27 protein-coding genes are annotated in these 25,683 nt (G+C 69.9%); 13 read left to right on the forward strand and 14 right to left on the reverse strand.

Features of this window, described 5'->3' with window-relative positions; genetic code table 11:
- Both AC3IS2_RS00360 and AC3IS2_RS00365 read right to left on the reverse strand, forming a co-directional pair.
- Entirely contained in the window at positions 1 to 1,026 is a 1,026-nt protein-coding gene (locus tag AC3IS2_RS00360) for an alpha-ketoacid dehydrogenase subunit beta (protein WP_489198695.1), read from the reverse strand.
- A gap of 2 nt (positions 1,027 to 1,028) precedes the next feature.
- The gene (locus AC3IS2_RS00365; RefSeq protein ID WP_489198696.1) at positions 1,029 to 2,261 is read right to left on the reverse strand and encodes a 3-methyl-2-oxobutanoate dehydrogenase (2-methylpropanoyl-transferring) subunit alpha; all 1,233 of its coding nucleotides are present in this window, start codon (positions 2,259 to 2,261) and stop codon (positions 1,029 to 1,031) included.
- 145 nt (positions 2,262 to 2,406) lie between these two features.
- Between AC3IS2_RS00365 and AC3IS2_RS00370 the strand changes: the two genes are divergently transcribed.
- Positions 2,407 to 2,895 carry an Lrp/AsnC family transcriptional regulator gene (locus AC3IS2_RS00370; RefSeq protein ID WP_489198697.1) on the forward strand — a complete coding sequence of 163 codons (489 nt, stop codon included), beginning with the start codon at positions 2,407 to 2,409 and terminating at the stop codon, positions 2,893 to 2,895.
- 63 nt (positions 2,896 to 2,958) lie between these two features.
- Here AC3IS2_RS00370 and AC3IS2_RS00375 read toward each other — a convergent pair whose 3' ends face one another.
- Positions 2,959 to 3,918: an alpha/beta fold hydrolase gene (locus tag AC3IS2_RS00375; RefSeq protein ID WP_489198698.1), complete on the reverse strand. Its 960-nt coding sequence runs from the start codon at positions 3,916 to 3,918 to the stop codon at positions 2,959 to 2,961.
- Between the two features lie 272 nt (positions 3,919 to 4,190).
- On the opposite strand from AC3IS2_RS00375, the gene AC3IS2_RS00380 reads away from it, so the two are divergent.
- Positions 4,191 to 6,866 (forward strand): ATP-dependent DNA helicase, encoded by a 2,676-nt coding sequence (locus AC3IS2_RS00380; RefSeq protein WP_489200168.1) that lies wholly within the window; start codon positions 4,191 to 4,193, stop codon positions 6,864 to 6,866.
- The gene (gene ybaK, locus AC3IS2_RS00385; protein ID WP_489198699.1) at positions 6,866 to 7,339 is read left to right on the forward strand and encodes a Cys-tRNA(Pro) deacylase; all 474 of its coding nucleotides are present in this window, start codon (positions 6,866 to 6,868) and stop codon (positions 7,337 to 7,339) included. Before AC3IS2_RS00380 ends, ybaK begins: the two co-directional genes overlap by 1 nt.
- A gap of 14 nt (positions 7,340 to 7,353) precedes the next feature.
- Here the strand turns inward: ybaK and AC3IS2_RS00390 are convergent, their stop codons facing one another.
- Positions 7,354 to 7,788, reverse strand: a complete 435-nt coding sequence (locus AC3IS2_RS00390) for a VOC family protein (RefSeq protein ID WP_489198700.1) — start codon at positions 7,786 to 7,788, stop codon at positions 7,354 to 7,356.
- Positions 7,789 to 7,890: 102 nt separating this feature from the next.
- On the opposite strand from AC3IS2_RS00390, the gene AC3IS2_RS00395 reads away from it, so the two are divergent.
- From AC3IS2_RS00395 to hisC, 3 genes are read left to right on the forward strand one after another with little or no spacing between them, the layout of a single operon-like run.
- Positions 7,891 to 8,955 (forward strand): DUF2125 domain-containing protein, encoded by a 1,065-nt coding sequence (locus AC3IS2_RS00395; RefSeq protein ID WP_489198701.1) that lies wholly within the window; start codon positions 7,891 to 7,893, stop codon positions 8,953 to 8,955.
- A complete protein-coding gene (locus tag AC3IS2_RS00400; protein ID WP_489198702.1) occupies positions 8,955 to 9,635 on the forward strand; it encodes a hypothetical protein in 681 nt (226 codons plus the stop codon). The genes AC3IS2_RS00395 and AC3IS2_RS00400 overlap by 1 nt, the downstream gene beginning before the upstream one ends.
- Before the next feature lie 22 nt (positions 9,636 to 9,657).
- Positions 9,658 to 10,776 (forward strand): histidinol-phosphate transaminase, encoded by a 1,119-nt coding sequence (gene hisC, locus AC3IS2_RS00405; protein WP_489198703.1) that lies wholly within the window; start codon positions 9,658 to 9,660, stop codon positions 10,774 to 10,776.
- Here the strand turns inward: hisC and AC3IS2_RS00410 are convergent, their stop codons facing one another.
- From AC3IS2_RS00410 to AC3IS2_RS00430, 5 genes are read right to left on the reverse strand one after another with little or no spacing between them, the layout of a single operon-like run.
- Positions 10,777 to 11,556 (reverse strand): MipA/OmpV family protein, encoded by a 780-nt coding sequence (locus tag AC3IS2_RS00410; protein ID WP_489198704.1) that lies wholly within the window; start codon positions 11,554 to 11,556, stop codon positions 10,777 to 10,779.
- 54 nt (positions 11,557 to 11,610) lie between these two features.
- The gene (locus AC3IS2_RS00415) at positions 11,611 to 12,324 is read right to left on the reverse strand and encodes a lysophospholipid acyltransferase family protein (RefSeq protein ID WP_489198705.1); all 714 of its coding nucleotides are present in this window, start codon (positions 12,322 to 12,324) and stop codon (positions 11,611 to 11,613) included.
- Positions 12,325 to 12,954 carry a YdcF family protein gene (locus AC3IS2_RS00420; protein WP_489198706.1) on the reverse strand — a complete coding sequence of 210 codons (630 nt, stop codon included), beginning with the start codon at positions 12,952 to 12,954 and terminating at the stop codon, positions 12,325 to 12,327.
- A 9-nt stretch (positions 12,955 to 12,963) separates the two neighbouring features.
- Positions 12,964 to 13,845 (reverse strand): cell division protein FtsX, encoded by an 882-nt coding sequence (locus AC3IS2_RS00425; protein WP_489198707.1) that lies wholly within the window; start codon positions 13,843 to 13,845, stop codon positions 12,964 to 12,966.
- Complete coding sequence (locus tag AC3IS2_RS00430) at positions 13,842 to 14,567, reverse strand: cell division ATP-binding protein FtsE (protein WP_489198708.1); 726 nt, start codon at positions 14,565 to 14,567, stop codon at positions 13,842 to 13,844. The genes AC3IS2_RS00425 and AC3IS2_RS00430 overlap by 4 nt, the downstream gene beginning before the upstream one ends.
- Before the next feature lie 74 nt (positions 14,568 to 14,641).
- Here AC3IS2_RS00430 and AC3IS2_RS00435 point away from each other — a divergent pair, with 74 nt between their 5' ends.
- Together AC3IS2_RS00435 and AC3IS2_RS00440 are read left to right on the forward strand one after the other, a co-directional pair.
- Positions 14,642 to 15,511 carry an MJ0042-type zinc finger domain-containing protein gene (locus tag AC3IS2_RS00435; RefSeq protein WP_489198709.1) on the forward strand — a complete coding sequence of 290 codons (870 nt, stop codon included), beginning with the start codon at positions 14,642 to 14,644 and terminating at the stop codon, positions 15,509 to 15,511.
- A 16-nt stretch (positions 15,512 to 15,527) separates the two neighbouring features.
- Complete coding sequence (locus tag AC3IS2_RS00440; RefSeq protein WP_489198710.1) at positions 15,528 to 16,067, forward strand: phosphoribosyltransferase; 540 nt, start codon at positions 15,528 to 15,530, stop codon at positions 16,065 to 16,067.
- A gap of 197 nt (positions 16,068 to 16,264) precedes the next feature.
- On the opposite strand, the gene lysA is transcribed toward AC3IS2_RS00440, so the two are convergent.
- Genes lysA through argH form a run of 3 tightly spaced genes read right to left on the reverse strand, consistent with a single transcriptional unit; the run spans position 16,265 to position 19,202 of the window.
- Entirely contained in the window at positions 16,265 to 17,545 is a 1,281-nt protein-coding gene (gene lysA, locus AC3IS2_RS00445) for a diaminopimelate decarboxylase (RefSeq protein ID WP_489198711.1), read from the reverse strand.
- 35 nt (positions 17,546 to 17,580) lie between these two features.
- On the reverse strand, positions 17,581 to 17,802 hold the full coding sequence (gene lptM / locus AC3IS2_RS00450; RefSeq protein WP_489198712.1) for an LPS translocon maturation chaperone LptM: 222 nt from the start codon (positions 17,800 to 17,802) through the stop codon (positions 17,581 to 17,583).
- Positions 17,799 to 19,202 carry an argininosuccinate lyase gene (gene argH, locus AC3IS2_RS00455; RefSeq protein ID WP_489198713.1) on the reverse strand — a complete coding sequence of 468 codons (1,404 nt, stop codon included), beginning with the start codon at positions 19,200 to 19,202 and terminating at the stop codon, positions 17,799 to 17,801. The genes lptM and argH overlap by 4 nt, the downstream gene beginning before the upstream one ends.
- Here argH and AC3IS2_RS00460 point away from each other — a divergent pair.
- Positions 19,201 to 19,809: a TlpA family protein disulfide reductase gene (locus AC3IS2_RS00460; protein WP_489198714.1), complete on the forward strand. Its 609-nt coding sequence runs from the start codon at positions 19,201 to 19,203 to the stop codon at positions 19,807 to 19,809. The genes argH and AC3IS2_RS00460 overlap by 2 nt on opposite strands.
- 20 nt (positions 19,810 to 19,829) lie before the next feature.
- Here AC3IS2_RS00460 and AC3IS2_RS00465 read toward each other — a convergent pair whose 3' ends face one another.
- A complete protein-coding gene (locus tag AC3IS2_RS00465; RefSeq protein ID WP_489198715.1) occupies positions 19,830 to 20,864 on the reverse strand; it encodes a 2'-deoxycytidine 5'-triphosphate deaminase in 1,035 nt (344 codons plus the stop codon).
- Positions 20,865 to 20,968: 104 nt separating this feature from the next.
- Between AC3IS2_RS00465 and apaG the strand changes: the two genes are divergently transcribed.
- Entirely contained in the window at positions 20,969 to 21,376 is a 408-nt protein-coding gene (gene apaG / locus AC3IS2_RS00470) for a Co2+/Mg2+ efflux protein ApaG (protein WP_489198716.1), read from the forward strand.
- A 304-nt stretch (positions 21,377 to 21,680) separates the two neighbouring features.
- Here the strand turns inward: apaG and gcrA are convergent, their stop codons facing one another.
- A complete protein-coding gene (gene gcrA, locus AC3IS2_RS00475) occupies positions 21,681 to 22,220 on the reverse strand; it encodes a cell cycle sigma 70 cofactor GcrA (RefSeq protein ID WP_489198717.1) in 540 nt (179 codons plus the stop codon).
- A 231-nt stretch (positions 22,221 to 22,451) separates the two neighbouring features.
- Here gcrA and AC3IS2_RS00480 point away from each other — a divergent pair, with 231 nt between their 5' ends.
- The 3 genes from AC3IS2_RS00480 (at position 22,452) to AC3IS2_RS00490 (ending at position 25,542) form a co-directional block, all read left to right on the forward strand.
- Positions 22,452 to 23,288 (forward strand): ABC transporter permease, encoded by an 837-nt coding sequence (locus AC3IS2_RS00480; RefSeq protein WP_489198718.1) that lies wholly within the window; start codon positions 22,452 to 22,454, stop codon positions 23,286 to 23,288.
- 50 nt (positions 23,289 to 23,338) lie between these two features.
- The gene (locus AC3IS2_RS00485; RefSeq protein ID WP_489198719.1) at positions 23,339 to 24,235 is read left to right on the forward strand and encodes a M20/M25/M40 family metallo-hydrolase; all 897 of its coding nucleotides are present in this window, start codon (positions 23,339 to 23,341) and stop codon (positions 24,233 to 24,235) included.
- 131 nt (positions 24,236 to 24,366) lie between these two features.
- Positions 24,367 to 25,542 (forward strand): aspartate aminotransferase family protein, encoded by a 1,176-nt coding sequence (locus AC3IS2_RS00490; protein ID WP_489200169.1) that lies wholly within the window; start codon positions 24,367 to 24,369, stop codon positions 25,540 to 25,542.
- Positions 25,543 to 25,683 lie beyond the last annotated feature (141 nt).

Raw genomic sequence — 25,683 nt, forward strand, 5'->3', positions numbered from 1 at the left:
TTAACGGCCTCCTGACATGACGGCTTTCAGGGCGTCGGCCACGCGCTGCGGGCCGGGGAAGTATTCCCACTCGAAGGCGTGCGGATAGGGGGTGTCCCAGCCGGTCACGCGCGCGATGGGCGCCTCTAGGTGATAGAAGCAGCGCTCCTGCACCAGGGCCGACAGCTCGCCGCCGAAGCCCGAGGTTTTCGGCGCCTCATGCACGATGACGCAGCGGCCGGTCTTCTTGACCGAGGCCTCGATGGTTGCGATGTCCAGCGGCACGAGCGTCCGCAAGTCGATGACCTCGGCGTCCACGCCCGCGTGCTCGGCGCCGGCCAGGGCGACCCAGACCATGGTGCCATAGGCCAGGATGGTGACGTCGCTGCCTTCGCGCATGACGCGGGCCTTGCCGATGGGCAGGGCGTATTTCTCGGTCGGGACCTGGGCCAGTTCCTGGGTCTTCCACGGCGAGACGGGCTTTTCGTGCCAGCCGTCGAAGGGGCCGTTGTAGAGGCGCTTGGGCTCGAAGAAGACGACCGGATCGTCGTCCTCGATGGCCGCGGTCAGCAGGCCCTTGGCGTCATAGGGGTTGCTCGGAATGACGACCTTCAGACCGGCGATATGGGTGAACAGGGCTTCCGGCGACTGGCTGTGCGTCTGGCCGCCGAAGATGCCGCCGCCGTAGGGGCTGCGGATGGTGATCGGCGAGGTGAACTGACCGCCCGAGCGGTAGCGCATCTTGGCCGCTTCCGAGACGATCTGGTCATAGGCCGGATAGATGTAGTCGGCGAACTGGATCTCGACGACCGGGCGCAGGCCATAGGCGCCCATGCCGATGGCGGCGGCGACGATGCCGCACTCGCTGATCGGAGCGTCGAAGCTGCGGGTCAGGCCGTGCTTCTGCTGCAGCTGGTCGGTGACGCGGAAGACGCCGCCGAAATAGCCCGCGTCCTCGCCGAACGACAGGACGTTGGGGTCTTCCGTCATCTTGACGTCGATGGCCGAGTTGAGGGCCTGGATCATGTTCATGGGAACAGTGGTCATGGTCAGACTCCGACCTCGCGGCGCTGTTCGATCAGGCGCCAGTCCTCGGTCGCATAGACCTCCTCGAACATGGTCTTCACGCTGGGGCGCGATTGGCCGAGCGTGCCGATGGCTTCGGACTCCTTGCCGGCGGCGCGGACCTGTTCGACGGCGTCCTTCTCGGCCTCGACCTGCTGGTCGTCCGACCATTCGCCCAGCGCGATCAGGTGCTGCTTCAGGCGCTCGATGGGGTCGCCCAGCGGCCACTTCTCATGCTCGTCGCCGGGGCGATAGCGGCTGGGGTCGTCCGAGGTCGAGTGCGGGGCGCCGCGATAGGTGAACAGCTCGATCACCGTCGCGCCCTGGTTGGTGCGCGCGCGTTCCTCGGCCCATTGGGTCGCGGCCCAGACGGCCAGGAAGTCGTTGCCGTCGACGCGCAGGGCCGGCAGGCCGTAGCCGATGGCCTTGGCGGCGAAGGTGGTCTCCAGGCCGCCGGCGATGCCCATGAAGGACGAGATGGCCCACTGGTTGTTGACTACGTTCAGGATGACCGGGGCGCGGTAGACGGCGGCGAAGGTCAGGGCGTTGTGGAAGTCGCCTTCTGCCGTGGCGCCGTCGCCGATCCAGCTGATGGCGATCTTGTCGTCGCCCTTGTAGGCGCTGGCCATGGCCCAACCCACGGCCTGCGGCACCTGGGTGCCGAGGTTGCCCGAGATGGTGAAGAAGCCATAGTCCTTGGCCGAATACATGATCGGCAGCTGGCGGCCTTTGATCGGGTCTTCGGCGTTGGAATAGATCTGGTTCATCATGCTCGCCAGCGGATAGCCGCGTGCGATCAGAAGCCCCTGCTGGCGATAGGTGGGGAAGCCCATGTCCTCGCGGCTCAGGATCATGCCTTGCGCCACCGCGATGGCCTCTTCGCCGGTGCACTTCATGTAGAAGCTGGTCTTGCCCTGGCGGTGGGCGCGGTGCATCCGCTCGTCGAAGGCGCGCGTCAGGATCATGGCCTTGAGGCCGCGACGCAGAACTTCGGGGTCCAGCTTGGGATCCCACGGCCCGACGGCCTGGCCCTCGTCGTCCAGCACGCGGACCAGCCGGAAGGCGTGGTCGCGCATGTCATAGGGGGCGGTCGACACCTCGGGCCGGCTCACGGCGCCGGCGGGGTCGAACTGCAAGTGGCTGAAATCGGGCGCATCGCCCGGACGCCCCGAGGGCTCCGGCACGCGCAGCGACAGGGTGGGGGTGTTCTTCATCATGCGTCCCGTCCGGTTGATCCGTCCGCGTTTCCTCTATGAAGAGGGCATAGCATGGCGCGTCTCTGTTGGCTTTCCTAAAAATACCCTTGCCAAATGCTGATTTGGGGTATTTTATTGCGTCAAATCCCCATTTGGAGAAACGCCTTTGGCCGACGAACTTGATCCTATCGACGCCCGCATCCTCGACATCCTGCAACAGGACGCCGGATTGTCGGTCGCCGAGGTCGCCGATCGCGTCGGCCTTTCGGCCTCGCCCTGCTGGCGCCGGATCAAGAGACTGGAGGACTCTGGCCTGATACGCAAGCGGGTCACGCTTCTGGACGCCGGTCTGCTGGGTCTGGACTTCGAAGTCTACGCCATCGTCAAGCTGAGCCTGCCCTCGCGCGAGAACCTCGACATCTTCGAAGCCGCTGTCTCCCAGTGGCCGGAAGTGGTGCAGTGCGCCACCATCACGGGCCGCGAGGACTATGTCCTGCGCATCATCACCTCGGACATGCACGCCTTCGATCAGTTCCTGCGCGACAAGCTGCTGACCCTGGGCATCGTCTCCGACTGCGCCAGCCACATCGTCACGCGCGGCGTCAAGAACGTCACCACCCTGCCGCTGGGCATCATCACGCCCCACGTCAGCTAAGAGCCGATCTCTTTCCTCCCCACCCAGTGGGGAGGAAGCCGATCGCCGCGCCTTTGGGGAGGCTCACAGTCCCCGCAGAAACGCCGCCAGCGCCGCGTTTACTTGCTCCGCCCGTTCCTGTTGCAACCAATGGCCCGCCCCCGGCAGGACCACCTGTCCGCGCAGATCGGTCAGCCAGTCCTTCTGCGCCGCCTCGTGCGGGCCGGCGTAGTGGCGGACGGGGTCGCGTTCGCCGACGAGAAAGAGGGCGGGCTGAGCGATCTTCTGGCCTTGCAGGAAGCCGGTCAGGGCCCAGTTGCGGTCCAGGCAGCGGTACCAGTCCAGCGGCCCCCGGAAACCAGAGGCGGCAAAGGCGGCGACGTATTCGGCGAAATGCGCCTCGCTCATCCACGGCGGCAGGGCGGCGTCGTCCGAGATGCTGTCCAGCAGACTGACGCCCTCGGGCATGAAGCCGGTCGACTGGTCCGCGTCGGCGGTGGCGCCGTCGTAGGCCCAGAACATCTTCTTCAGGGCGGTCGCCGGGTCGGCGTCCAGCGCGACATGGGCCTCCGGCGACTGGAAGCGGTTGATGTAGAGGTCGCCCAGCCCTGCCCGCTTGGTGATCGCCGCCATCGCAGCGGTCGGCGGTCCCTTGGCCCGGCGCGGCTGGAACGGCACCGACAGGCCGGCCACGGCGCGGAACACATCCGGCCGCATCAGGGCGCAGTGCCAGGCGACGGCCGAGCCCCAGTCGTGACCGACGACCACGGCCTGATCCGCGCCCAGCGCCCGGACCAGATCGACCATGTCCCCGACCAGATGCAGGATGGTGTGATCCTCCACATCGGCGGGTTTGTCGGTGCCGCCATAGCCACGCATGTCGGGGGCGACGGCGCGATAGCCCGCCTCGGCCAGGGCCTGAACCTGAGCCCGCCAGCTGATCCCCAGTTCGGGAAAGCCGTGGATCAGCAGGACCAGCGGGCCTTCTCCGGCCTCCAGCACCTGTTGCGTCAGGCCGTCGGTGGCGATGCGGCGGGTCTGCATGGGCGGTCCTCCAGTCGCCGCCAGCCTGACCCGCTTTTCGGTCTCTGGCGAGAGGGGCGCACGTTCTCGTTCCGTTTCGCGGCGCGGGGCGCTATGGATCGGGCGTGACCGACGTCTCCGCCCCTTCCGCAGTCCAGCCCGCGACCCAGGTCTGGGCCGAGCTGCCGCCTGCGCTGGCCACCCCGCCGGGCGCGGGCGCGGTGTGCGACGCGGCGGGGGCGAAGAAGATCGGTCGCGGCGCGGCCGAGGGGGTCTTCACCGGCGGCCCCGTCATGGTCGCCCACGCCAGCCTGACCGCGCGCCGTCTGGGCCTCAGCCCACCGCCGCGTTCGACCGACATGCTGGACGTGCTGGAACTCTACGCCTTCGTGCGGCCCGCCAGGTTCTGCGCCCCCTCGCCGTCGGGGCTGGCGCTCGCCCTGGGGCGGTCCGAACCCAAGGGGGCCGAGGCTCAGGCGCAAGCCCTGCGCGACGCCGCCGCCGACCTGCTGAACGCACTGACCGACCCCGCCTATCCGGGGCGCGAGGACGCCTATGCGCTGGCCGGGACGCTGGACAGGGCGGGCTGGTCCTGGGGCTCGCGCGTGCTGGCCGCGCTTCAGGCCGGACCCCTGCGCGACCGGCGCGAGCGCGGCACGGGTCTGGACGTCTGGTCCCGCCTCGCCGAGTGGGAGGACGAGGCCCCGCGCGGCGAGGCCGGCTCGGCCCCCGTCGACAGCGAGAGCGCCCGCATCCGTCTCGACAAGCTGCTGCAGGCCTCGGGTCTGGACGAGACCCGCCCGGCCCAGTCCGACTACGCCGCCGAGGCCGCCTACGCCTTTTCGCCGCGCAACGAGGAGGGCCGTCCGCGCGTCCTGCTGGCCGAGGCGGGCACCGGCACCGGCAAGACCCTGGGCTATCTGGCCCCCGCCAGCCTGTGGGCCGAGCGCAATTCGGGGGCGGCCTGGGTCTCGACCTACACCCGCGCCCTGCAACGCCAGATCGACCGCGAAAGCCGCGCCCTGTGGCCCGACGAGGCCGAGCGCCGCAAGAAGACGGTGGTGCGCAAGGGCCGCGAAAACTACCTCTGCCTGCTGAACCTGCAGGACATGATGCAGGCGGCCCAGCTGGGCGCTGGGGACCTGATCGGCATGGGGCTGGCCGCCCGCTGGGCCGCGCACAGCCGCGACGGCGACATGACCGGCGGCGACTATCCCGGCTGGCTGCCCGGCCTGTTCGCTGCGGCCCCCAGCCATCAGGCCAGTCCGGCCAATCTGGTCGACCGGCGCGGCGAATGCGTCCACGCCGCCTGTCCCCACTACCGCCTCTGCTTCGTCGAGAAGACTATCCGCGCCAGCCGCCGCGCCGATCTGGTCGTGGCCAATCACGCCCTGGTCATGACCCAGGCCGCCTTCGACGGCGCCCGGTCGGCGCGCGGCCAGAAGCAGGACGGCGAGACGGCGGCGCTGAAACGCATCGTCTTCGACGAGGGCCACCACCTGTTCGACGCCGCCGACAGCGCCTTCTCCGCCGCCCTGTCGGGTCAGGAAGCCGCCGAGCTGCGTCGCTGGATCAGAGGCCCCGAGGGACGCGGCCGTCGCGGGCGCGGGCTGGAGCAGCGGCTGGGCGACCTGTGCGCCGACAACGAGGCCGCCGCCAAGGCCCTGACGGACGCCATGCGCGCCGCCGCCGCCCTGCCGGGCGAGGGCGTCTCGGGCCGCATCGCCCCGGCGTCCGGCGAGATCAATCCCATCGGCCCGATCGAGGCCTTCCTTGTCGCCGCCCTGGAACAGCTGCGCGCCCGCAGTCAGGAAACCGGCGGGACCGAGTTCGGGCTGGAGTGCGCCCTGCGTCCGGCGACCGAGCCGGTGCTGGAGGCCGCCCGCGCCGCCGCCCGCGCTATCGCCGCCGTCGAGGCGCCGCTGCTGGCCCTGTCGCGCCACCTCGAGGACATCCTCGATGAGGAGGCCGCCGAGCTGGACGGCGCCGCCCGCGCCCGCATCGAGGGGGCCTTGCGCGGCATGGACCGGCGGGCGCGCATGACCCTGCCGGGCTGGCGCTCCATGCTGGCGGCGCTGGAGGAGGGCGGCGACGAACCCGACCCCGACTTCGTCGACTGGCTGAGCGCCGAGGCCGCCTTCGGCCGCATCCACGACGTGGCCCTGCGCCGCCACTGGATCGACCCGACCGTGCCGCTGGAAGCCGCCGTCATCATGCCCGCTCATGGCGTGCTGGTGACCAGCGCCACCCTGTCGGACCCGGCGGCCGAGGACCCGTTTTCCCTGGCCCGGATGCGGACCGGCGCGGCCCGCCTGATCGAACCGGCGCGGACGCTGAAGGTCGACAGCCCCTTCGACTACGCCGCCAACAGCCGCATCATCGTCGTCAACGACCTGATGAAGGACGACCCGCGCCAGATCGCGGCGGCCATGCGCGAGCTGTTCCTGGCGGCGGGCGGCGGCGGCCTGGGCCTGTTCACCGCCATCCGCCGGCTGAAGACCGTCTATGAGCGGCTGGGGCCGGATCTGGCCAAGGCAGGCGTCCCCCTCTACGCCCAGCACGTCGATCCGTTGGAGGTCGGCGCCTTGGTGGATGTCTTCCGCGCCGAACAGGACAGCTGCCTGCTCGGCACCGACGCGGTGCGCGACGGGGTGGATGTGCCGGGCCGCTCCCTGCGCGTCCTCGCCTTCGACCGCGTGCCCTGGCCGCGTCCCGACCTGCTGCACAAGGCGCGGCGCGAGCGCTTCGGCGGCAAGACCTACGACGACGCCCTGGCGCGCGGCCGCATCGCCCAGGCGTTCGGCCGCCTGATACGTCGCGCCGACGACAAGGGGGTCTTCCTGATGCTGGACGCCGCCTGTCCGACCCGCCTGTTCGCCGGCCTGCCGCCCGGAACCGAGGTGCAGCGCATGGGTCTGGCCGAGGCGGTCGAACTGACCAAGGCCTTCCTCAATCCCGAGACGACCTGATGTCGAAGACCACCCCCGCGACCGTGGCTCTGACCAAGGCCGGCGTCGCCTTTGAACTCTTTCCCTACGACTACGACCCCGACGCGCCGCGCGTGGGCTTGCAGGCGGCCGAGGCTCTGGGTTGGGCACCCGAACAGGTGTTCAAGACCCTGATGACCCTGGTGGACGCAAAGCCCGCCTGCGTCATCGTCCCCTCCGACTGCGAGGTCAGCATGAAGAAGCTGGCGGCCGCGATCGGCGGCAAGTCGGCCCAGATGATGAAGCCCGCCGACGCTGAACGCCTGACCGGCTACAAGGTCGGCGGCGTCAGCCCCTTTGGGCAGCGCAAGGCCGTGCCGACCGTGATGGACGAGACGGCCATCCTGTTCGACCGCATCCTGATCAACGGCGGCCAGCGCGGCCTGCTGCTGGGCCTGACGCCCGACGAGGCGGCGCGAGCGGCGGACGCGAAGATGGCCGATCTGACGGCCTGAGCCTCACCCCGAGCCTAGCCCTCAAAGGTCACCACCACGCTGTCGGCCGAGCGCTCGGCCTCGCCGTGGAACACGGCCTCGATATTGTTGCCGTCCGGGTCCAGCAGGAAGGCGGCGTAGTAGCCGGGGTGGTAGGGTCGCTCGCCCGGCACCCCGTTGTCGGTCCCGCCCGCCGCCAGACCCGCCTTGTGGAAGGCCTCGACCATGGCCCTGTCCCTCGCCTGGAAGGCGAGATGGCAGCGTCCGGTCGGTCGGCCCTGCGCCGCCACGCTGTCCACCGCCGAGACGAACAGTTCGTCGGCCCAGAAGAAGCGTTCGGCCTCGCCGCCGATCGGCACGCCCAGAGCCTCCAGCACCGCGCCGTAGAAGCGGCGGCTGGCCTCGAGGTCGGGCGTCACCAGTTGCAGATGGTCGATCAGCCGGCCGCGATGAAGCTGTTGCGTCTCCATGGTCCTCGTCTCCTGTCAGGTTGCGATACGAACGGACGGCAGATTGGCGTGTTCCTGCTGCCAGGGCGTGTCAGCAGCCGCGCGTCCTGCTAAACCGCGCCCATGACCGACGCTCCCGCCGCACCCGTTCGCCACAGCCGCAAGGGGCTGATCGTCCCCTTCGCCATTGTCATCGTCGGCCTGGCGCTGTGGACCGGCTGGTGGTTCTTCCTGACGCAGCAGATCGAGACCAAGCTGCAGGGCCGGATCGCCCGCCTGGAGCAGTCGGGCTGGACGGTGCGTCACGCGGGCGTCACCACGACCGGCTGGCCGCTGCGGGCGCGGGTTGCGCTGAAGCACGTCGACGTCGTCGCCCCCTCGGGCCACGCGGTCGCCGCGCCCGAGATCGTGGCCGAGGCCAACGCCTACAACCCGACCAAGTGGGTGGTGATCGCGCCCGACGGCATGGTCGTGACGCGCGGCGCCAAGGGCAAGACGGCGGTGCGGGCCGAGGTCATCCGCATGAGCCTGCACGGCCTGACCCAGCGCTGGCCCAATGTGGCGTTCGAACTGGTCAAGCCGGTCTTCACCGCCCTTCCGACCGCTGAACCCTTCCCGCTGTCGAAGGCGGGGCTGGTCCAGTTCTACATGCGGCCGCACTTGGCGGGCTCGAACGCGGCGAGCGACGATGTGGATGTCCTGTTCCGTCTGGTGGACGGCGAGGGTCGTCCCAACGGCCCGGTCGAGGGCCTGACCCAGTCGGGCAAGCTGAACGCCCAGGTCGAGGCCGTGATCGAGAAGGCCAGCGTGCTGAAGGGCGCCGACGCCAAGGGCCTGCTGTCGGCCTGGACCGCCGCCGGCGGCCGCTTCGTCGACATGAAGGGCGAACTGGGCGCGGGCGAGAGCAAGACCTTCCTGTCCAGCCCGGCCCTGTCGGCCGACGACAAGGGGCGTCTGGAAGGCGAAGTCTTCCTGCGCGCCGAGAAGCCCCTGGCCGCCATCGTCGGTCTGGCCGGCGCCCAGCAGGGCGGATCGGTGGACCGCGCCGCCGCCGCCCGCGCCGCCGCCGCTGCGCCGCAGGGCGGGACGGGCGCGGAGGGGCAGGCCGTCGATCTGGTGCTGAACTTCAAGGGCGGGCGCACCTATCTCGGCCCCTTCGCCCTGGCCCCGGCGCCGCAGCTGTTCTGATGCTGGTCGAGCCGCCCGAAGACGCTGAACGTCTGGCGCTGGACCGCGCCCTGATCGCGGCGGCGCGGGCGCGGGTCGCCGCCGGGCCGCGCGGTTCCGCCGACGCCGACGCCATCGCCCTGCGGGAACTCCTGCGCGACGTTCCGGCGACTGAACGCCCGGCCCTGCGCGCCGTGCTTGGCCGGATCGAGGCCGCGACCGGCCCGGCCCTGTCCACCTGCGGGCCGCTGTCCCAGGCGCTGGCCGCCGACCGCTGGGGTCTGATCGGCCGCCCGGTCGCCGAGCCGGATCAGGCGCTGGCGACGGCGCGCCAAGGGGGACGCGCCCTGATCGACCTCGGCGCCCGGCCCTGGTGGGGCAAACTGCTGGCCCTGCCCATGCTCAAGGTCGTCGCCGCCCTGCCGGACGACGCGGCCGGATCGCCGCGCGCCCTGCTGGTCTCGACCGAGGCTCCCGGCCCGACCGGCGACGACCGCACCTTCTGGGTCACGGACAGCCCCCTGTCCGACGCCCGCATCCTTGCGGCCCTGGGCGAGGCGGGCCTGATCGCCGGCTCCCTGGCGGCGGGCGGCGGCTTGAAGCTGTTCGTCCTGGCAGGCTATGTGCAGGCCGAGGACGGGCGGCTGAGCTACGCCCCCGGCCAGATGAGCGGCGTCATCGGCGCCGCCCCCGTTTACTGACCCTTCTTCGAGGATGACGCCCATGACCGACGCGACCCCCGCCGCTGCGAACAAGGCCGCGCCCGCCCCCAAGCCGGGCATCCTCGACATCGCCCCCTATGTGGGCGGCAAGGGCTCTATCGCCGGCTTCGCCGAGCCGATGAAGCTGTCGTCGAACGAGAACGCCCTCGGCGCCGGCGAAAAGGCGCGCGAGGCCTACGCCGCCGCGATGAAGAACATCCACGTCTATCCCGACGGCCGCGCGACCAGGCTGCGCGAGGCCGTGGCCGCCCATCACGGCCTGGAGCCCGAGCGCCTGATCTTCGGCAACGGTTCGGACGAGGTTTTCGCCCTGCTGAACCAGACCTATCTGCAGCCCGGGGACAACATCGTCGCCGGCCAGTACGGCTTCCTCGCCTACCGCATCTCGGCCAAGGCCTGCAGCGCCGAGGTCAAGCTGGCGCCCGAGCCGAACATGAAGACCGAGGTCGAGGCCCTTCTCGAACAGGTCGATGAGCGGACCCGCATCGTCTACGTCTCCAATCCGTCGAACCCGACCGGCAGCTGGAACTCGGGCGAGGAGATCCGCCGCCTGCACGCCGCCCTGCCGTCGCACGTCATCCTGGTGGTGGACGAGGCCTATGCCGAGTTCGTGGTCGAGCCGGACTGGGAATCGAGCTTCGGTCTGGCCCGCGACGCGTCCAACATCGTCGTCACCCGCACCTTCTCCAAGATCCACGGCCTGGGCGGCCTGCGCATCGGCTTCGGCTACGCCCCGCTGGCGGTCGAGCAGGCGGTGGACCGCATCCGCCTGCCGTTCAACGTCTCGGTGCCGGGCCTGGACGCCGCTGCCGCCGCCCTGTCGGACGAGGCGCACCAGAAGGCCTCGCGCGACCTGGTGCTGGACTGGCGCCCGCGCCTGACCCAGGCCATCCGCGGCTTCGGCTTCGAGGTCTTCCCCTCGGCGGGCAACTTCGTCCTGGTCCGCTTCCCGGACGACAAGCGCAACGCCGCCGCCGCCAGCGACTATCTGAACGCCAAGGGCATCATCGTGCGCCCGGTCGGCGGTTACGGCCTGCCCGACTGCCTGCGCATCACCATCGGCACGGAAGACCAGAACCGAGCCGTGATCGACGCCCTCAGCGAGTTCGCCGCCAGCTGATTAGTCAGGGCTGCTGAAGCGGACGACCCCGATCAGGCCCGCGCGCCAGACGTGGTCGTCCTTCAGCAGCGGGCTGTCCTTGATGTCGCCCAGGCGCTGTTCGTAGTTGACGAAGGCCCCCATGCCGAAGCGGTCGCCGATCGGCACGGCCAGCAGGGCCGCCGCGCCCGCGCCCGACAGGCCGCCTGACGGCTCAAAGGCGGAAAGGCCGTTGCCCGGCGCGACGGACGGGGCGACGCCGAAATAGCGCCGCGCCCGCGCGTCGTCGAAGCCGCGCCCATAGGCCATGACCTGCAACAGGCCGACCCGCGTCACGCGCTGATGGCCGACCGAGGCCATGACTTCCAGCCCCGCGTCGTCGCCGGTCGCGTCGTGCTGCACGCGCCCGCCGACCACGATATTCCCCGGCAACCGCTTGTAGGCGTAGAGGGCGGCGTCGGCGCCCAGGCCGGGCCGGTCCAGACCTTCGATCTCGCCCGCCGCAAAGCGCGGGCGCAGTTGGATCCCGGCGCGGAAGTCGTCGCGCTTGATCGCGTTCCAGCCTAGGCCGTCCAGGCCGTTGGCGTAGACCACGTCGCGATAGGAGGCCGAGCCCCAGGCGGTGGCGGTGAAGCTGTCGCTGGTGTTGCCGGTTGCACTGAAGCCGCGCACCAGGCCGCCGCCGATGTCGATCTTCCACGTCTTCGGCGTCTCGACCTGCGCATAGGGCTGGGCCTGGGCCAAGGCGGAACCGGCGCTGAGAGAAACGGCGGCGGTCAGAACAAGGGCGCGAAACGACATGGGGCATCCAGAACAGCAGCCGAGCGGGGAGGCCCGGCGGCCGGATGCAACAGCCTAGGTTTTGGGCGTCAGCAAGGCGGTGGAGGCGGTTTCGATCCGGTTCTCCAACTCGGCCATGAACTCGGCGCGCTTCAGACCCGCCGGGATGGGCGGCAGGAATTCGAAGACGATGGTGCCGGGATAGCGACGGAAGCCGTGGGCGGGCCAATAGACGCCCGAGTTGGTGGCGATGGGCCAGCAGGGGCTGTCGAGGTCGCGATACAGGGCGGCGATGCCGGGCTTGTAGTCGGGGGCGGCGCCGATCTCGCCGCGCGTGCCCTCGGGGAAGATCAGGATCTGGCGCCCCTCGGCGTGACGGGCGCGGGCCTGACGCACCATGTCCTTCAGCGCCTTGGAATGGGCCGAACGGTCCACGGCGATCATCTTGGTCTTCCAGGCGAACCAGCCGAAGAAGGGCAGGGGCATCAGCTCCTTCTTCATGATGAAACAGGCGTCGTCGAGGAAGGCGAAGGGGGCGATGACGTCCAGCATCCCCTGGTGCTTGCAGGCCAGCAGGGCGGCGCCGTGGGGGCGATGCTCCAGCCCGCGCACCTCGACCTTGACCCCGGCGATCCAGCGCAGGCCGAACAGGACGAATTTCGACCAGGACTTGATGACCCATACGGCTGCGCCGTGCGACATCAGCAAGGCCGGCGAAAGGCCGACGGCGAAGATCACCATCGACAGATAGAGCCACAGGATGAAGATCAGGGAGCGGACAGCGGTCATTCAGGCGGCCTCGTGCTGGGTCTGCGGCGCCGATCGTTCCGGGTGATTGCCCCTCAGCCGGTGCATCCCCTCGCGGCCCAGCACGGCCAGGTATTTCATGTATTCCAGCGTCATCCGTCGCGCGGTGACGGCGGCGCGCCACCACCCGGAGTTGTCCAGCGACGGCGTCGAGACGGCGTAGGGGATCAGGGTCACGCCCGGCGCGGCGCCGCGGATCTCCAGCAGGCTGCGCGGCATATGATAGTCCGAGGTGACGACGATCAGGCTGTCATAGTCCTTGGAACGCGCCCAGGCGGCGATCTCCTGGGCGTTGCCGACGGTGTTCTCGGCCTCGAAGCCCAGGTCGACGCAGCAGTTGAACAGCTTGTTCGACCCCGGCGTCAGGGCGCGCAGCTCCTTGCGGCGCACGTCGCGATTGACCCCCGAGATCAGCACCCGGCGGCCCTTGTCCTGCTCCAGCAGGCGGATGGCGGCGTTGACGCGCTCGGCCGAGGGACCGGTCAGGGCGACGATGGCGTCGGCGCGCGCGGGCTCGGGCGCCGGCGTCAGGCCGCGCACACGCTCGGCGAAGGCGAACAGCCCCACCAGCCACATCAGCGCCACCACGGCGATCAGCGTCATGAACTTCATCACGCTTAACTAGCCACGACCGCCCAGCTTCGCCAGCGCCGTGAAGCGGGCGGCGAGCAGGGCGACGCCAAAGGCCAGCAGCGGACAGGCGATCAGGATCAGCAGGTCGGAAAACGCCAGGGGCAGGGCTGGGGTCAGCCCGCCCTCGCCCCCGACCAGCCGCAGCAGGGCCAACAACAGCGCGGCGACCCCCGCCCCCATGGCCCCCGCCTGCGCCGCCAGCCCGCCGAAGCGGCGCTGGAACAGGCCGGCCACATAGCTGTCCGAGGCCCCGTTCAGGCTCAGGGTCTCGATCACGACGGCCTGCGCCGCCATGCCGGCGCGGGTGGCGTAGGCGATGACCGCCGCCGTGGCCGCCGCGATCAGCAGGAAAGCCGCGCCGGCCAGGGCGGTGATGACGCCGGCCGAACGCTCGACCTCGCCGCGCCACAGGCTGTGGTCGTCGACGGTGGCGTCCAGCCCGGCCTCGGCCAGGGCGCGGCTCAGCGTGGGCGCGCTGGCCGGGGCCTGGGGGTCCAGACGGACGGTGACCAGATAGGGCAGGGGCAGGTCGGGCAGGGCCGCCTCGCCGACCCAGGGGCGCAGCAGTCGCTCGGCGGCCTTGCGGTCCATGGCCTCGGCCTCGGCCACGCCCTTGACCCCGGCCAGGGTCTCGGCGGCGCGGGCGGCGGCGGTGGGGCCGGTCTCGTCCACGCGCGGGCGCACCTGGACCGTGGCCTCGGCCCGCAGCTGACGCGCCCAGCCGTGAGCCGCCCGATCGGCGGCCAGGGTCCCGACGGCGGTGATCGAGGCCAGGAAACACAGCACGGCGATGACCACGATCAGCCAGCGCTCGCCGCCCGCCTCGCGCGACAGCAGGCCGGGACCGCGTCGGAACAGGGTGCGGATCATGCGGCCTCTCCCGCCGTGGCCATCTGGGTCAGCTGCCCGTTCTCCAGCCGCAGCACGGTTGCGCCGACGCGCTCTGCCAGGGCCTCGTCATGGCTGGCGATCAGCACGGTGGCGCCCAGCTTGTTCAGCGACTGGAACAGCCGCATCAGCTTCTCGCCCATCGCCCGGTCGACGCTGCCGGTCGGTTCGTCGGCCAGGATCAGGCGCGGGCGGGTGATGACGGCGCGGGCGATGGCCAGACGCTGCTTCTCGCCGCCGGACAGGGCGGGCGGCAGGGCGTCCATCCGCTCGCCCAGGCCGACCCAGCGCAGCATCTCGGCCACGTCGGCGGCGTGGTCGGCGGTCTTGCCCCCCGCCAGGGTCAGGGGCAGGGCGGCGTTGTCGAAGGCCGACAGGTGGTCCAGCAGGCGGAAATCCTGAAACACCACCCCCATGCGCCGCCGGAAGGCGGGGACGCCGCCGCGCGGCAGGTCGGTGACGTTGCGCCCGAACAGGCTGATTCGCCCCGCCTGGGGCCGTTCGGCCAGGGTCAGCAGCCTCAAAAGCGAAGACTTGCCCGCGCCCGACGGTCCGGTAAGGAAGTGGAAAGAGCCCTGCGGCAAACTTAGGTTAACGTCGCGCAGGACGCCGGGCCTGTCCGCATAGCCGAAACCCACGCCCCGCAGGCGGACGGTGTCGGGCGCGGAATCGGGGTCGGCGGCGCGTCGGGTCGAGTTTGGCATTCAGGTTTCGTATTGGACCGGGGCGTTGCGGGCGCCTCGACAGGAGGGGGCGTCGAGCCTCGCAGTCAGCCGACATGATACTGACCTGCCCCGCCTGCGCCACCAGCTATTTTGTGCCCGATGAAGCGATCGGCCCGAACGGCCGCCGCGTGCGCTGCAAATCCTGCGGTCACGACTGGCGCGCGACGCTCGAGGACGAGCCTCTGGAGCTGTCCGCCGCCGAGGAACCCGCGGCCGAAGGCGGCTTCGGCAAGCGCGAGGACGCGCCCGAAAGCCTGGCCGAGACCCCCGCGCCCGAACTGCCGCGCGCCTTCCGCGCCAAGGCCGAGCAGAAGCGTCGGATGCAGCGCGCCGCAGCCCAGGGCGCCGCCTGGGCCGCCCTGGGCGTCATCTTGCTGGCCCTGATCGCCGCCGCCTTCATGTTCCGTCTGCCCATCGTCCAGGCCTGGCCCCAGGCCGCGGCCGCCTACAAGCTGGTCGGCGCGCCGGTGAACCTGGCCGGGCTGGAGTTCGAGGCCGTGGGCGCCAAGACCGCCTCCCATGATCCGGGCAAGGTCGTCGTCTCGGGCGCCCTGCGCAACATCCGCGACAACGAGGTCGTGGCCCCGCCGGTGCGCGTGGCCCTGCTGAACGCGGCGGGCGCCGAGGTGGCGCATCGCATCGTGCGGCTGGAAACCGCGCCGGTCCTGCCGGGCAAGGTCCAGGGCTTCGCCGTCGTCATCCCCGACCCCGAGCGCAAGGCCGCCGGCGTCGGCGTCGATTTCGTGCTGGAGCCGACGAAGAAGCAGGCCGCCGCGCCGCCGTCGGCGCCGCGCATCGAACAGGCCGCCGCCCGCCCGGCTCGCCGCGCCCCGCCGCCCGCGCCGGAACAGGGCCTGCGTCGCGCCACCGCCTATGATCTGACCCCGGTGGACGCACAGCCTCTCGACAGCAGGCCCGCCTAGGGGGTATCCGCCGGGCATGGCTGATCACGACCCGGCGCCCGCCCCCACGGTTCTCCTGCCGCAATCCGAGATCGAGGCGATCGTCTCCGATCTCGCGCGGCGCATCGCCCCCGTCATCGACGACGAGACGGTGGCCGCCGTCCTGCTGACCGGGGGGCTGTGGTTCGCCGCCGACCTGACCCGCGCCCTGTCGCGCCAGGGCCGCCACGTCCGCTTCGACGCCCTGTGGCTGGCCTCCTACGGCGACGAGACGACCAGCCGAGGCAAGATCGACGTCTACGCCCCGTTCCAGCGCCCGATCGCGGGCAAGCGGGTGCTGATCCTCGACGACGTCTTCGACACAGGCCTGTCGCTGGCCGAAGCGGTTCGCATCACCCGGGATGCGGGCGCTGCGGACGTCCTGACCTGCGTCTTCGCCCGCAAGCCCTGGCCCGAGGCGCGCGCGCCCGAACCCGACTTCGTCGGCTGGGAAGCGCCCAACCGCTTCCTCGTCGGCTATGGCCTGGACCACAAGGGCGGCCTGCGCGGCCTGCCCGACATCTGCGCGCTGGATTAGAAACCCTCGTCACCCTCTCCCGACGGGAGAGGGCTTGAGCCTCCAAGAGCGTAGCGAATGGCGAAGGCGAAAGGGTGAGGGGCTGCGGCTTCAGTCGGCGTCAGCCGTGAAGCGGCGGCTTGCGCCGACAGCCAAGGACGACCCTCATCCGGCCCTTCGGGCCACCTTCTCCCATCGGGAGAAGGGACAAGTGTTGGCTACGCTCGCAGCCAGTCGGCCATCGGTTCCCGCGCCAGCATGTTCTCATAGGTCGGGCGCGGGCGGATGACCGCCTGGCGTTCGCCGTCGACCAGAACCTCGGCGGCCAGGGGGCGGGTGTTGTATTCGCCGCTCATCACCGCGCCGTAAGCCCCTGCGCTCATGAAGACGACCAGATCGCCGGCTTCGAGCGGCGGCAGGTCGCGGTCGCGGGCGAAGGTGTCGCCGGTCTCGCAGACGGGGCCGACCACGTCGTAGGGCAGGGCTTCGCCCTCGCGCGGGCGCACCGGCTTCAGGTCGTGGAAGGCGTCGTAGAGGGCGGGGCGCATCAGGTCGTTCATCGCTGCGTCCAGCACCAGGAAGCGCCGCCCGTCGGTGCGCTCGTTGACCTGGATGACCCGGCTCAGCAGCACGCCGGCGTTGGCGGCCATCAGCCGGCCCGGCTCGAACGCCGCCTCGACGTTCAGGCCGTCCAGCACCCGCGCGGCCATGGCCACATAGTCGGCGGGCGAGGCGGTTTCGGCGTCGCCGTAGTAGGGCACGCCCAGGCCGCCGCCGAGGTCCAGACGGGCGACGCTGTAGCCGTCGGCGCGCAGGGTCTCGGTCATCTGGCGCAGCACGCGGAAGGCGTTTTCCAGCGGCGTCAGGTCGGTGATCTGGCTGCCGATGTGGCAGGCCAGGCCGACGGGCGTGACGTGGGGCGAGTGGGATGCGCGGGCGTAGAGGGTCAGCGCCTCCTCGACCGGCACGCCGAACTTGTCGCCCGCGCCGCCGGTGGTGATCTTGGCGTGGCCGCCGGCGCCGATCTTCGGGTTCACCCGAATGGCGATGGCCGGCGAGGCCGACTTCTCAGCGGCCACCGCGATCAGCCGGTCCAGTTCGGCCGAGGACTCGACGTTGATCTGGCGCACGCCGACGTCGATGGCGAAGGCCAGTTCGGCGTCGGTCTTGCCCACGCCGGAGAAGATGATGCGTTCGCCCGGAACGCCGGCCTTGAGCGCGCGCCGGATCTCGCCCTCGGACACGGTGTCGGCGCCGCAGCCGAGCTGCGCCAGCGTCGCCAGCACCGACAGGTTGGAGTTGGCCTTGACCGCAAAGGCGATCAGGGCCTCGCCGAGCGCGTCCTTGTGCGCGTCGCAGGCGTCGCGCAGCAGGCCGTAGTGACGGCGCAGCGTGGCCGAGGAATAGACATAGGTCGGGGTGCCGACCTCCGCCGCCAGCGCCTCCAGCGAGACGCCCTCGGCGTGCAGAACGCCGTCCTTCAGGTCGAAATAATGCACCGGCGGGGAGTCCAGTCTGGAGGGGGAGAGGCCGATCAGGCCATCGGCGGGCGGCCGAACGGGTCGGAGGCACCGCTGTCGATGGGGTTCTGGCGAGGCGCCGTGTTGATCGTCGCCGGTTCGGGCAGGGTCTTGGCGTTCTTGTCGCGCGGGGCGCGCTCGGTCTGGACGGCGCCGGGCGCTTCCAGGTCGGCCATGCGGCCGCAAGCCGACAGCAGCAGGGCGGCGGCGCTGATCAGGATCAGGGTCTTTTTCACAGGCGGCTTCTCCAGTCGGCGATGCGCGCGCGGACCTGTTCCGGCGCCGTGCCGCCGAAGCTCTGGCGGCTGGCGCAGGAGGCTTCGGGCGTCAGGACTTCATACACGGCTTTGGTGATGCCGGAATCCAGAGCCTGCAATTCTTCCAGCGGCAGATCGCCCAGGCCGACGCCCAGCGCCTCGGCCCGCTTGACGGCGGCGCCGGTGACGTGGTGCGCCTTGCGGAAGGGCAGGTTCAGCTCGCGCACCAGCCAGTCGGCCAGGTCGGTGGCGGTCGAGAAGCCGGCGCCCGCGGCGGCGGCCATGCGCGGGGTGTTGGGGATGATGGCGGCGACCATGGCGGTCATGGCGGTCAGCGCCAGATCGAGCGCGTCGAAGGCCTCGAACACCGGCGGCTTGTCCTCCTGCATGTCCTTGGAATAGGCCAGCGGCAGGCCCTTCATCACCGTCGACAGGGCGACCAGCGAGCCCATGATCCGGCCCGTCTTGGCGCGCACCAGCTCGGCGGCGTCGGGGTTGCGCTTCTGCGGCATGATGGACGAGCCGGTGGTCAGGTCGTCGGGCAGGGAGGCGAAGCCGAACATCGGCGTCATCCACACCACGATCTCCTCGGCCAGACGCGACAGGTGGCCCGCCGCGATCGAGGCGGCGGCCAGGCTTTCCAGGGCGAAGTCGCGGTCGGACACGGCGTCCAGCGAGTTGGCCATCGGGCGGTCGAAACCGAGAGTCTGCGCCGTCATGTGACGGTCGATGGGGAAGGGCGAACCGGCCAGGGCCGCGGCGCCCAGGGGGTTCTCGTTCATCCGGGTGCGGGCGTCATTGAAGCGGCTCGCGTCGCGGCCGAACATCTCGACATAGGCCATCAGGTGGTGGCCGAAGGTCACCGGCTGGGCCGTCTGCAGATGGGTGAAGCCGGGCATCAGGTCGCCCGCGTGCTGTTCCGCCCGGTCCAGCAGGGCGGCCTGCAGCGTCTTCAGCTGTTCGACGGTGCGGTCGCAGGCGTCACGGACCCAGAGGCGGAAGTCGGTCGCCACCTGGTCGTTGCGGCTGCGCGCCGTGTGCAGACGTCCCGACGGCTCGCCGATCAGCTCCGCCAGCCGCGCCTCGACGTTCATGTGGATGTCTTCATAGGCGTCGCGGAAGGGGAAGGACCCGTCCCGGATCTCGCCCTCGATGACGTCCAGCCCGCCCAGGATGGCCTCGGCGTCGGCGGCGGCGATGATGCCCTGCTGGGCCAGCATGCGGCAATGCGCCCGCGAACCCGCCAGGTCCTGCGCCCACAGGCGTTTGTCGACGCCGATGGAGACGTTGATGGCCTGCATGATGTCTGCGGGCTTGGCGCTGAAGCGCCCGCCCCATAGAGACTGGCCTTGGTTGGCGGCGGAAGGCGTGTCGGACATGAGCGGCTCTAAACGGACTTTGGCGGGCGTGGCGACGGCGGTGCTGCTGATCGGCGCGATCGGCGGCGCGGCGATGCTATACGCCAATCGCGACGGCGGGGGCAAAGAGTCCGCGTCATCCTCGCTGGCGGTTTACGCCAAGGGTTCGCTGTCGAAGCTGCTGACGCCCGCGCCCGAAGCCGCCCCCGACTATGTCTTCAAGGACGCCGAGGGGCGTGATGTTCGCTTCAACGACTTCAAGGGCAAGGTGGCGGTGGTCAACCTGTGGGCCACCTGGTGCGCGCCCTGCAAGATCGAGATGCCGACCCTGGCGGCCCTGGCCGAACACTACAAGGACCGCGACGACTTCGCCGTGGTGACGATCAGCATGGACGTGGACAAGGCCGTGCTTGATGCCCGCGCCTTCATCGCCGACCACCCGCCGCTGACCTATTACGCCGATCCGAAATTCCAGCTGCCGTTCGAGTTCCCCGGCAAGGGGGCCATGCCGCAGACGATCCTGCTGGACAGGCGGGGCAGGGTTCGCGCCGTCCTGACCGGCGAGGCGGACTGGGCCAGCGCCGAGGCGAAGGCCTTGGTGGACGCTCTGCTGGCCGAGCCTAGCTGAGACTCGGCCAGCAAAGAGGCTTACCCCCAGGGCTGGAAGTGTTTCGACAGCTTGAGGCCCTGGCTCTGGTAGTGGCTGCCGCCTTCGCCGTAGAGGCGCGACGGGCGTTCCGTCAGCGGTTCATAGACCAGGCGGGCGACGATCTGGCCGTGTTCCAGCAGGAAGGGGGTGTCGTGGGTGCGAACCTCCAGCACGCCCTTGGAGCCGGCGCCGTGGGCCTCGTCCGTGCCGAAGCCGGGGTCGAAGAAGCCGGCGTAGTGGACGCGGAACTCGCCGACCGAGGGGTCGATCGGGGTCATCTCGGCGGCCTGATCGACCGGGATCTCCACGTCGTCGGACGAGGCCAGGATGTAGAACTCGCCCGGATCGAGCAGCAGTTCGCCGCGACGCAGGGTCAGCGGTTCCCAGAAGTCGCGCGGGTCGTGGCCGTCGATGTGGTCCATGTTGACCACCCCGGCGTGGCGACGGCCGCGGAAGCCGACGATGCCGTGGTCGCCCGCGCGCAGGTCGACGCCGACGCTGCGGGTCTCCAGCTTCGGCGGCTCGCCGGCCTTGAGGCGCAGCTGGTTCAGGCGGGTGCCCGGCTTGACCAGGATGGAGAAGGTCTGGGGCGCGATCTCGAGATAGAGGGGGCCGTCATAGCCCTCGTCCACATCGTCGAAGCTGCCGCCCTGATCGGTCAGCAGACGGACGAAGACGTCGACGCGTCCGGTCGAGCTTTTCGGATTGGCGCGGGCGTTGAGGCCGCGCGGCAGGGTCAGGCGTTCCTGCAGCCGGGCGATATAGACGCAGCCCTTTTCCAGCACCACGCCGCCCGACAGGTCGACCGCGTGCATCTCCACGTCCTTGATGCGGTCCTCGACCTTGCGCTGGCCGGGCAGGAAGGAGGCGCGCACCCGCCAGGCCTGGTTCGACAGGCGCAGGTCCAGGCTCGCCGGCTGCACCTGATCGTGATCGAAAGGGGTGTCGGACTTGATCGCGCCGACGGCGATCAGGGTCTCGATGCTCTGGAAGGGCAGAATGCCGGGCTGGGCGGGAATCTCGAAGATGCTCATGCCGTCCTGTCTCACACGGATTTTTCTGCCTGTCTTCCGTCGGATTGCAACGGTTGCGACAACAGGCGGGTTGAACCCCGGGGTCGGCGGAAGGCATATAGCGTATGCACGCCCCTCCTGCCTACACCGCCGAAACCGAAGGCGTCGTCGTCCGCGTCCGCCCCTCCTATCTGGCGAGCCAGTCGGACCCTGACGGCGGGCGCTGGGTCTGGGCCTATCAGATCGAGATCGTCAACCTGACCGGCGCGCCGGTGCAACTGGTGGCGCGGCGCTGGACCATCACCGACGCCTACGGCCATGTGGAGGAAGTGCGCGGCCAGGGCGTGGTCGGCGAGCAGCCGGTGATCGAAGCGGGCGACAGCTATTCCTACGCCTCGGGCTGTCCGCTGGGCGCGCCGTCCGGCTCGATGGTGGGGGCCTATTACATGACCGATGTCGAGGGGCGGATGTTCGAGGCGGCCATTCCGGCCTTCAGCCTGGACGTTCCGGACCCGCGAAGGGTGTTGAACTAGGGTTCACGCCAACAGCTGCCGTCATCCCGGACGGTCCGCAGGGCCGATCCGGGACCCAGGCGGTCAGACCGGAAGCGACGGTGTGCGTATCAAGCGCCTGGGTTCCGGGTTCCGCTGCGCGGCCCCGGAATGACGGCGGTTGGGGGCAACAAAAAACCCTCGCCTGCAAGGCGAGGGCGAAGGGGCTGCGTCAACCCGGATGAACCGCAGCCCCAGCCTTGATCCCATCCAGCGCACTGGACGGGGAAGGTAGGATGCGCGTGCGCTCAAGCAGCGAACGACCGCGTCGCGAGCGATAGCGCTCTTAGATATAACGGCGAAGCGAACGGGCCAGTTCGCTGGCGCCGTCCTTGGCGCCCTTGCGGACCTGCGGCTGGTAGGCGACGCGGGCGTGCTCGCCGCAATAGACGTTTTCCGTGGCGCGGCGACCGCAGAAGCTGAACTCGCGCGACGACGGGTCGCCGATCGGCCATTTGCACATGTGGGCGCCCAGGGTCATCACCGTGGCCGTGCCGGGCAGTTCCGGGGCGGGGGCGGGAGCGACGGGCTGGGCCGTCATGACCGGGCGGGGCGCGGCAGCCTCGATGCGGCGCGGGGCCGACGGGGCCTGAACCGGAGCGGCGGGCGCGGCCGGACGCGGACGGGTGGCGGCGCGGAAGGTGGTGCGGGCCGGTTGCGACGGCGCGGCGCGGCCCGACAGGCCCAGGCGGTGCACCTTGCCGATCACGGCGTTGCGGGTCACGCCGCCGCCCAGGGTCTTGGCGATCTGGCTGGCCGACTGGCCTTCCAGCCAGAGCTTCTTCAACGCGCCGACGCGGTCTTCAGTCCAGCTTGCTGCGGTCATGGCCACCCTCCCGGGGATCGGATTCAATATCTTGGGTCGCCGACGAATTTCCCCGCCTCGACCTGCTACTAATCGTAAAGCAGGGCTTAAAACACGCAAGATGTGGCAATTCGGCTGTCCACAGAAACCAGATGTAGTGTGGTTAATGTCCCGTTTTGACTCAGTTTTAGGTCCGCTGATCGAACGTCGGACGCCTTGCGAAACCAGCTTTGCGGGCGCATCTGGGCGGCCATGACGACTGATCTCGCCTCCACTCGCCCCCCAGAGCGCCCAACTGGCCTGCCCCAGCCGCGTCGTTACGACGGGATCAACTGGGTGGGGCTGCGCACCCTCTACCTGCGCGAGGTGCGCCGTTTCTGGAAGGTGGGCGCCCAGACGGTGGCGGCGCCGGTGGTGACGACCCTGCTCTACATGCTGGTCTTCGTGGTGGCGCTGAAGGGCGCGCGGCCGCCGCTGCACGGCACCCCTTTCGCCGAGTTCGTGGCCCCCGGCCTGATCATGATGGCCATCCTGCAGAACGCCTTCGCCAACGCCTCGTCCAGCCTGATCCAGGCCAAGATCATGGGCACGGCGACCGACTTCCTGACCCCGCCGCTCAGCCCGCTGGAGCTGACCATCGGCTTCACCCTGGGCGCCGCGACGCGCGGGGTGGCGGTCGGCCTGGTGACGGCGCTGTGCGTCCTGCCGTTTGCGAATCTGGGTCTGGCCAATATCGCCCTGATCGTCTGGTTCGGCCTGATCGCCTCGCTGCTGATGGGGATGATGGGCGTGCTGGCCGGGCTGTGGTCCGAGAAGTTCGACCACCTGTCGGCGGTGCAGAACTTCGTGGTCATGCCGATGACCTTCCTGTCGGGCACCTTCTACCTGATCGACAGCCTGCCGGAGCCGTTTGCGAGCATCAGCCGCTTCAACCCCTTCTTCTACCTGATCGACGGCTTCCGGGCCGGTTTCATCGGCCATGCCGAGGGCAGCCTGATGATCGGGATCGTCATGAGCGCCGTGCTGACGGTGCTGATGGGCGCGGCCTGCTGGCTGGTGTTCCGCTCGGGCTGGCGTCTCAAGAGCTGAGCCGTTAGGCAGGACCGAACGCCCCTGGGGAGGGGCATGGGAGGTCCTTCATGCTGTTTCGATCCGTTCTCGCGTCCGCCGTCGCCGCCGCCGCGCTTCTGTCCACGCCTGCGCTCGCGCAGGACGCGGAAGCGCTGAAGGCCCAGGTCGGCGCCTACGTCCAGCCGTCCAACGCCGAGCGGATGAATGTCCTGTTGGGCCAGTTGCGCGCCGCCGGCTTCGCGCCGACGGTCGAGACCTTCGAGGGCGGCGGCCGCGCCGGTCCGATGCAGGGCTCCAACGTCGTCGTCACCATCGGCGACGGCCCGAAAGAGATTTTGCTGACCGCCCACTATGACGCGGTGAAGCTGCGCGACGGGACCATGTCCCAGGGCGTGATCGACAACGCCGGCTCGGTGGTCGCCCTGATCGAGGCGGCCAAGATCCTGCGCGACAAGCCTCTGGCGCACCGCGTCCGCGTCATCTTCTTCGACCAGGAAGAACTGGGCCTGATCGGCGCCAAGAAGTGGATCGAGGCGCACGGGATCGCCAATGTCGCCGCCGTGGTGAACTCTGACGTCGCCGCCTATGGCGACACCCTGATGTACGGCCAGAACAACGGGGCGCAGTCGGCCTTCGTCACCCGCGCGGTGCAGGAACTGTGTGCCGAGCGCGCCCTGCAATGCGTCGGCTTCCCCGCGTATCCGCCGTCCGACGACCGCGCCTTCTCGGCGGCGGGCGCGCCGGTGGTGTCGCTGGGCTTCCAGGATCAGGTCGGCGCCCACCAGATGTGGCTGGCCTTCAACGGCGGCGAGACCAACGGCCTGGCCGAGGGCTTTGTCCCGCAAGTCTTCCGTGTGATCCACTCCAAGGACGACGCCATCGAGGCCGTCGAGGGCGCGACCATCGCTGCGGCCGGCGCCACCTACGCGGCTCTGATCCAGAAGCTGGACGCGCAACTGCACTGACGGCGCGCAGGCATGGTGTTGACTAAGCGGGAATAGCGCCCGACAAGTCCCTCACCCTTTTTGAAGCGGTCCCGTCGCAGATGCGTCGGGACCGTCTCGCTTTATGGAGTCTGCCTGTGTCCGGTCATCTGATGGGTGTCTATAATCGTGCGCCGCTGGAAGTGGAGCGCGGCCAGGGCGTCCGCCTTTGGGCGACCGACGGCACGGAATATCTGGACTGCGTCTCGGGCATCTCGACCAACGCCCTCGGCCACGCCCACCCCAAGCTGGTGCAGGCGGTCAAGGATCAGGCCGAGAAGCTGTGGCACGTCTCCAACATCTTCAAGATTCCGGGCCAGGACGCCCTGGCTGACGCCCTGTGCGCCAAGTCGTTCGCCGACGTGGTCTTCTTCACCAACTCGGGCACCGAGGCGGTCGAGTGCGCCCTGAAGACGGCGCGTAAGTTCCACTCGGCCAACGGCCAGCCGGAACGCATCGACATCTACGGCTTCGACGGCTCGTTCCACGGCCGCACCTATGGCGCGATCAACGCCGCCGCCAACCCCAGCTACACCGAGGGCTTCGGGCCCAAGATGGAAGGCTTCCATCAGCTGGTGTGGGGCGACAAGGAAGCCCTGACCGCCGCCTTCGAGAATGCGACCACGGCGGCGATCATCCTGGAGCCGGTGCAGGGCGAGGGCGGCTGCCGCTCGACCCCGGAAGAAGACCTGCGCTGGATGCGCGACATGGCCGACCAGTACGGCGTGCTGATCATCTTCGACGAGGTCCAGTGCGGCATGGGCCGGACCGGCAAGCTGTGGGCCCACGAATGGGCCGGCATGACGCCGGACATCATGGCGGTCGCCAAGGCCCTGGGCGGCGGCTTCCCCATCGGCGCCTGCCTGTCGACGGCCGAAGCGGCCAAGGGCATGACGGTCGGCGCCCACGGCTCGACCTTCGGCGGCAACCCCCTGGCCATGGCGGTCGGTCAGGCCGCCTTTGACGAGGTGTCGTCGGACGCCGTCATCGCCAACGTCAACGAGGTCGCCGGCTATCTGAAGCAGCAGCTTCACGGCTTGGCGGAACGCTTCCCCGACGTGATCGTCGAGGTGCGCGGCAAGGGTCTGCTGGTCGGCGTCAAGCTGGTCCCCAACAACCGCGAATTCATGGGCTGGGCCCGCGACGAGGCCAAGCTGCTGGTCGCCGGCGGCGGCGACAACCTGGTCCGCATCCTGCCGCCGCTGAACATTACCCTCGAAGAGGCCCGCGAGGCCGTCGAGAAGTTCGAAACGGCCTGCGAGTTCGCCCGCGCCAAGCTGGCGGCCTAATCATTCTACCGCTCATCCCCGCGAAAGCGGGGACCCAGTTCTGTTTCCCAATGACGGCGGGACTGGGCGAGCGGCGGATGACATTACTCGGACGTTCTGCGTCCAAAGGACTGGGTCCCCGCTTCGCGGGGATGAGCGGAG

The sequence above is a fragment of the Brevundimonas sp. KH_025 genome (assembly GCF_057839885.1).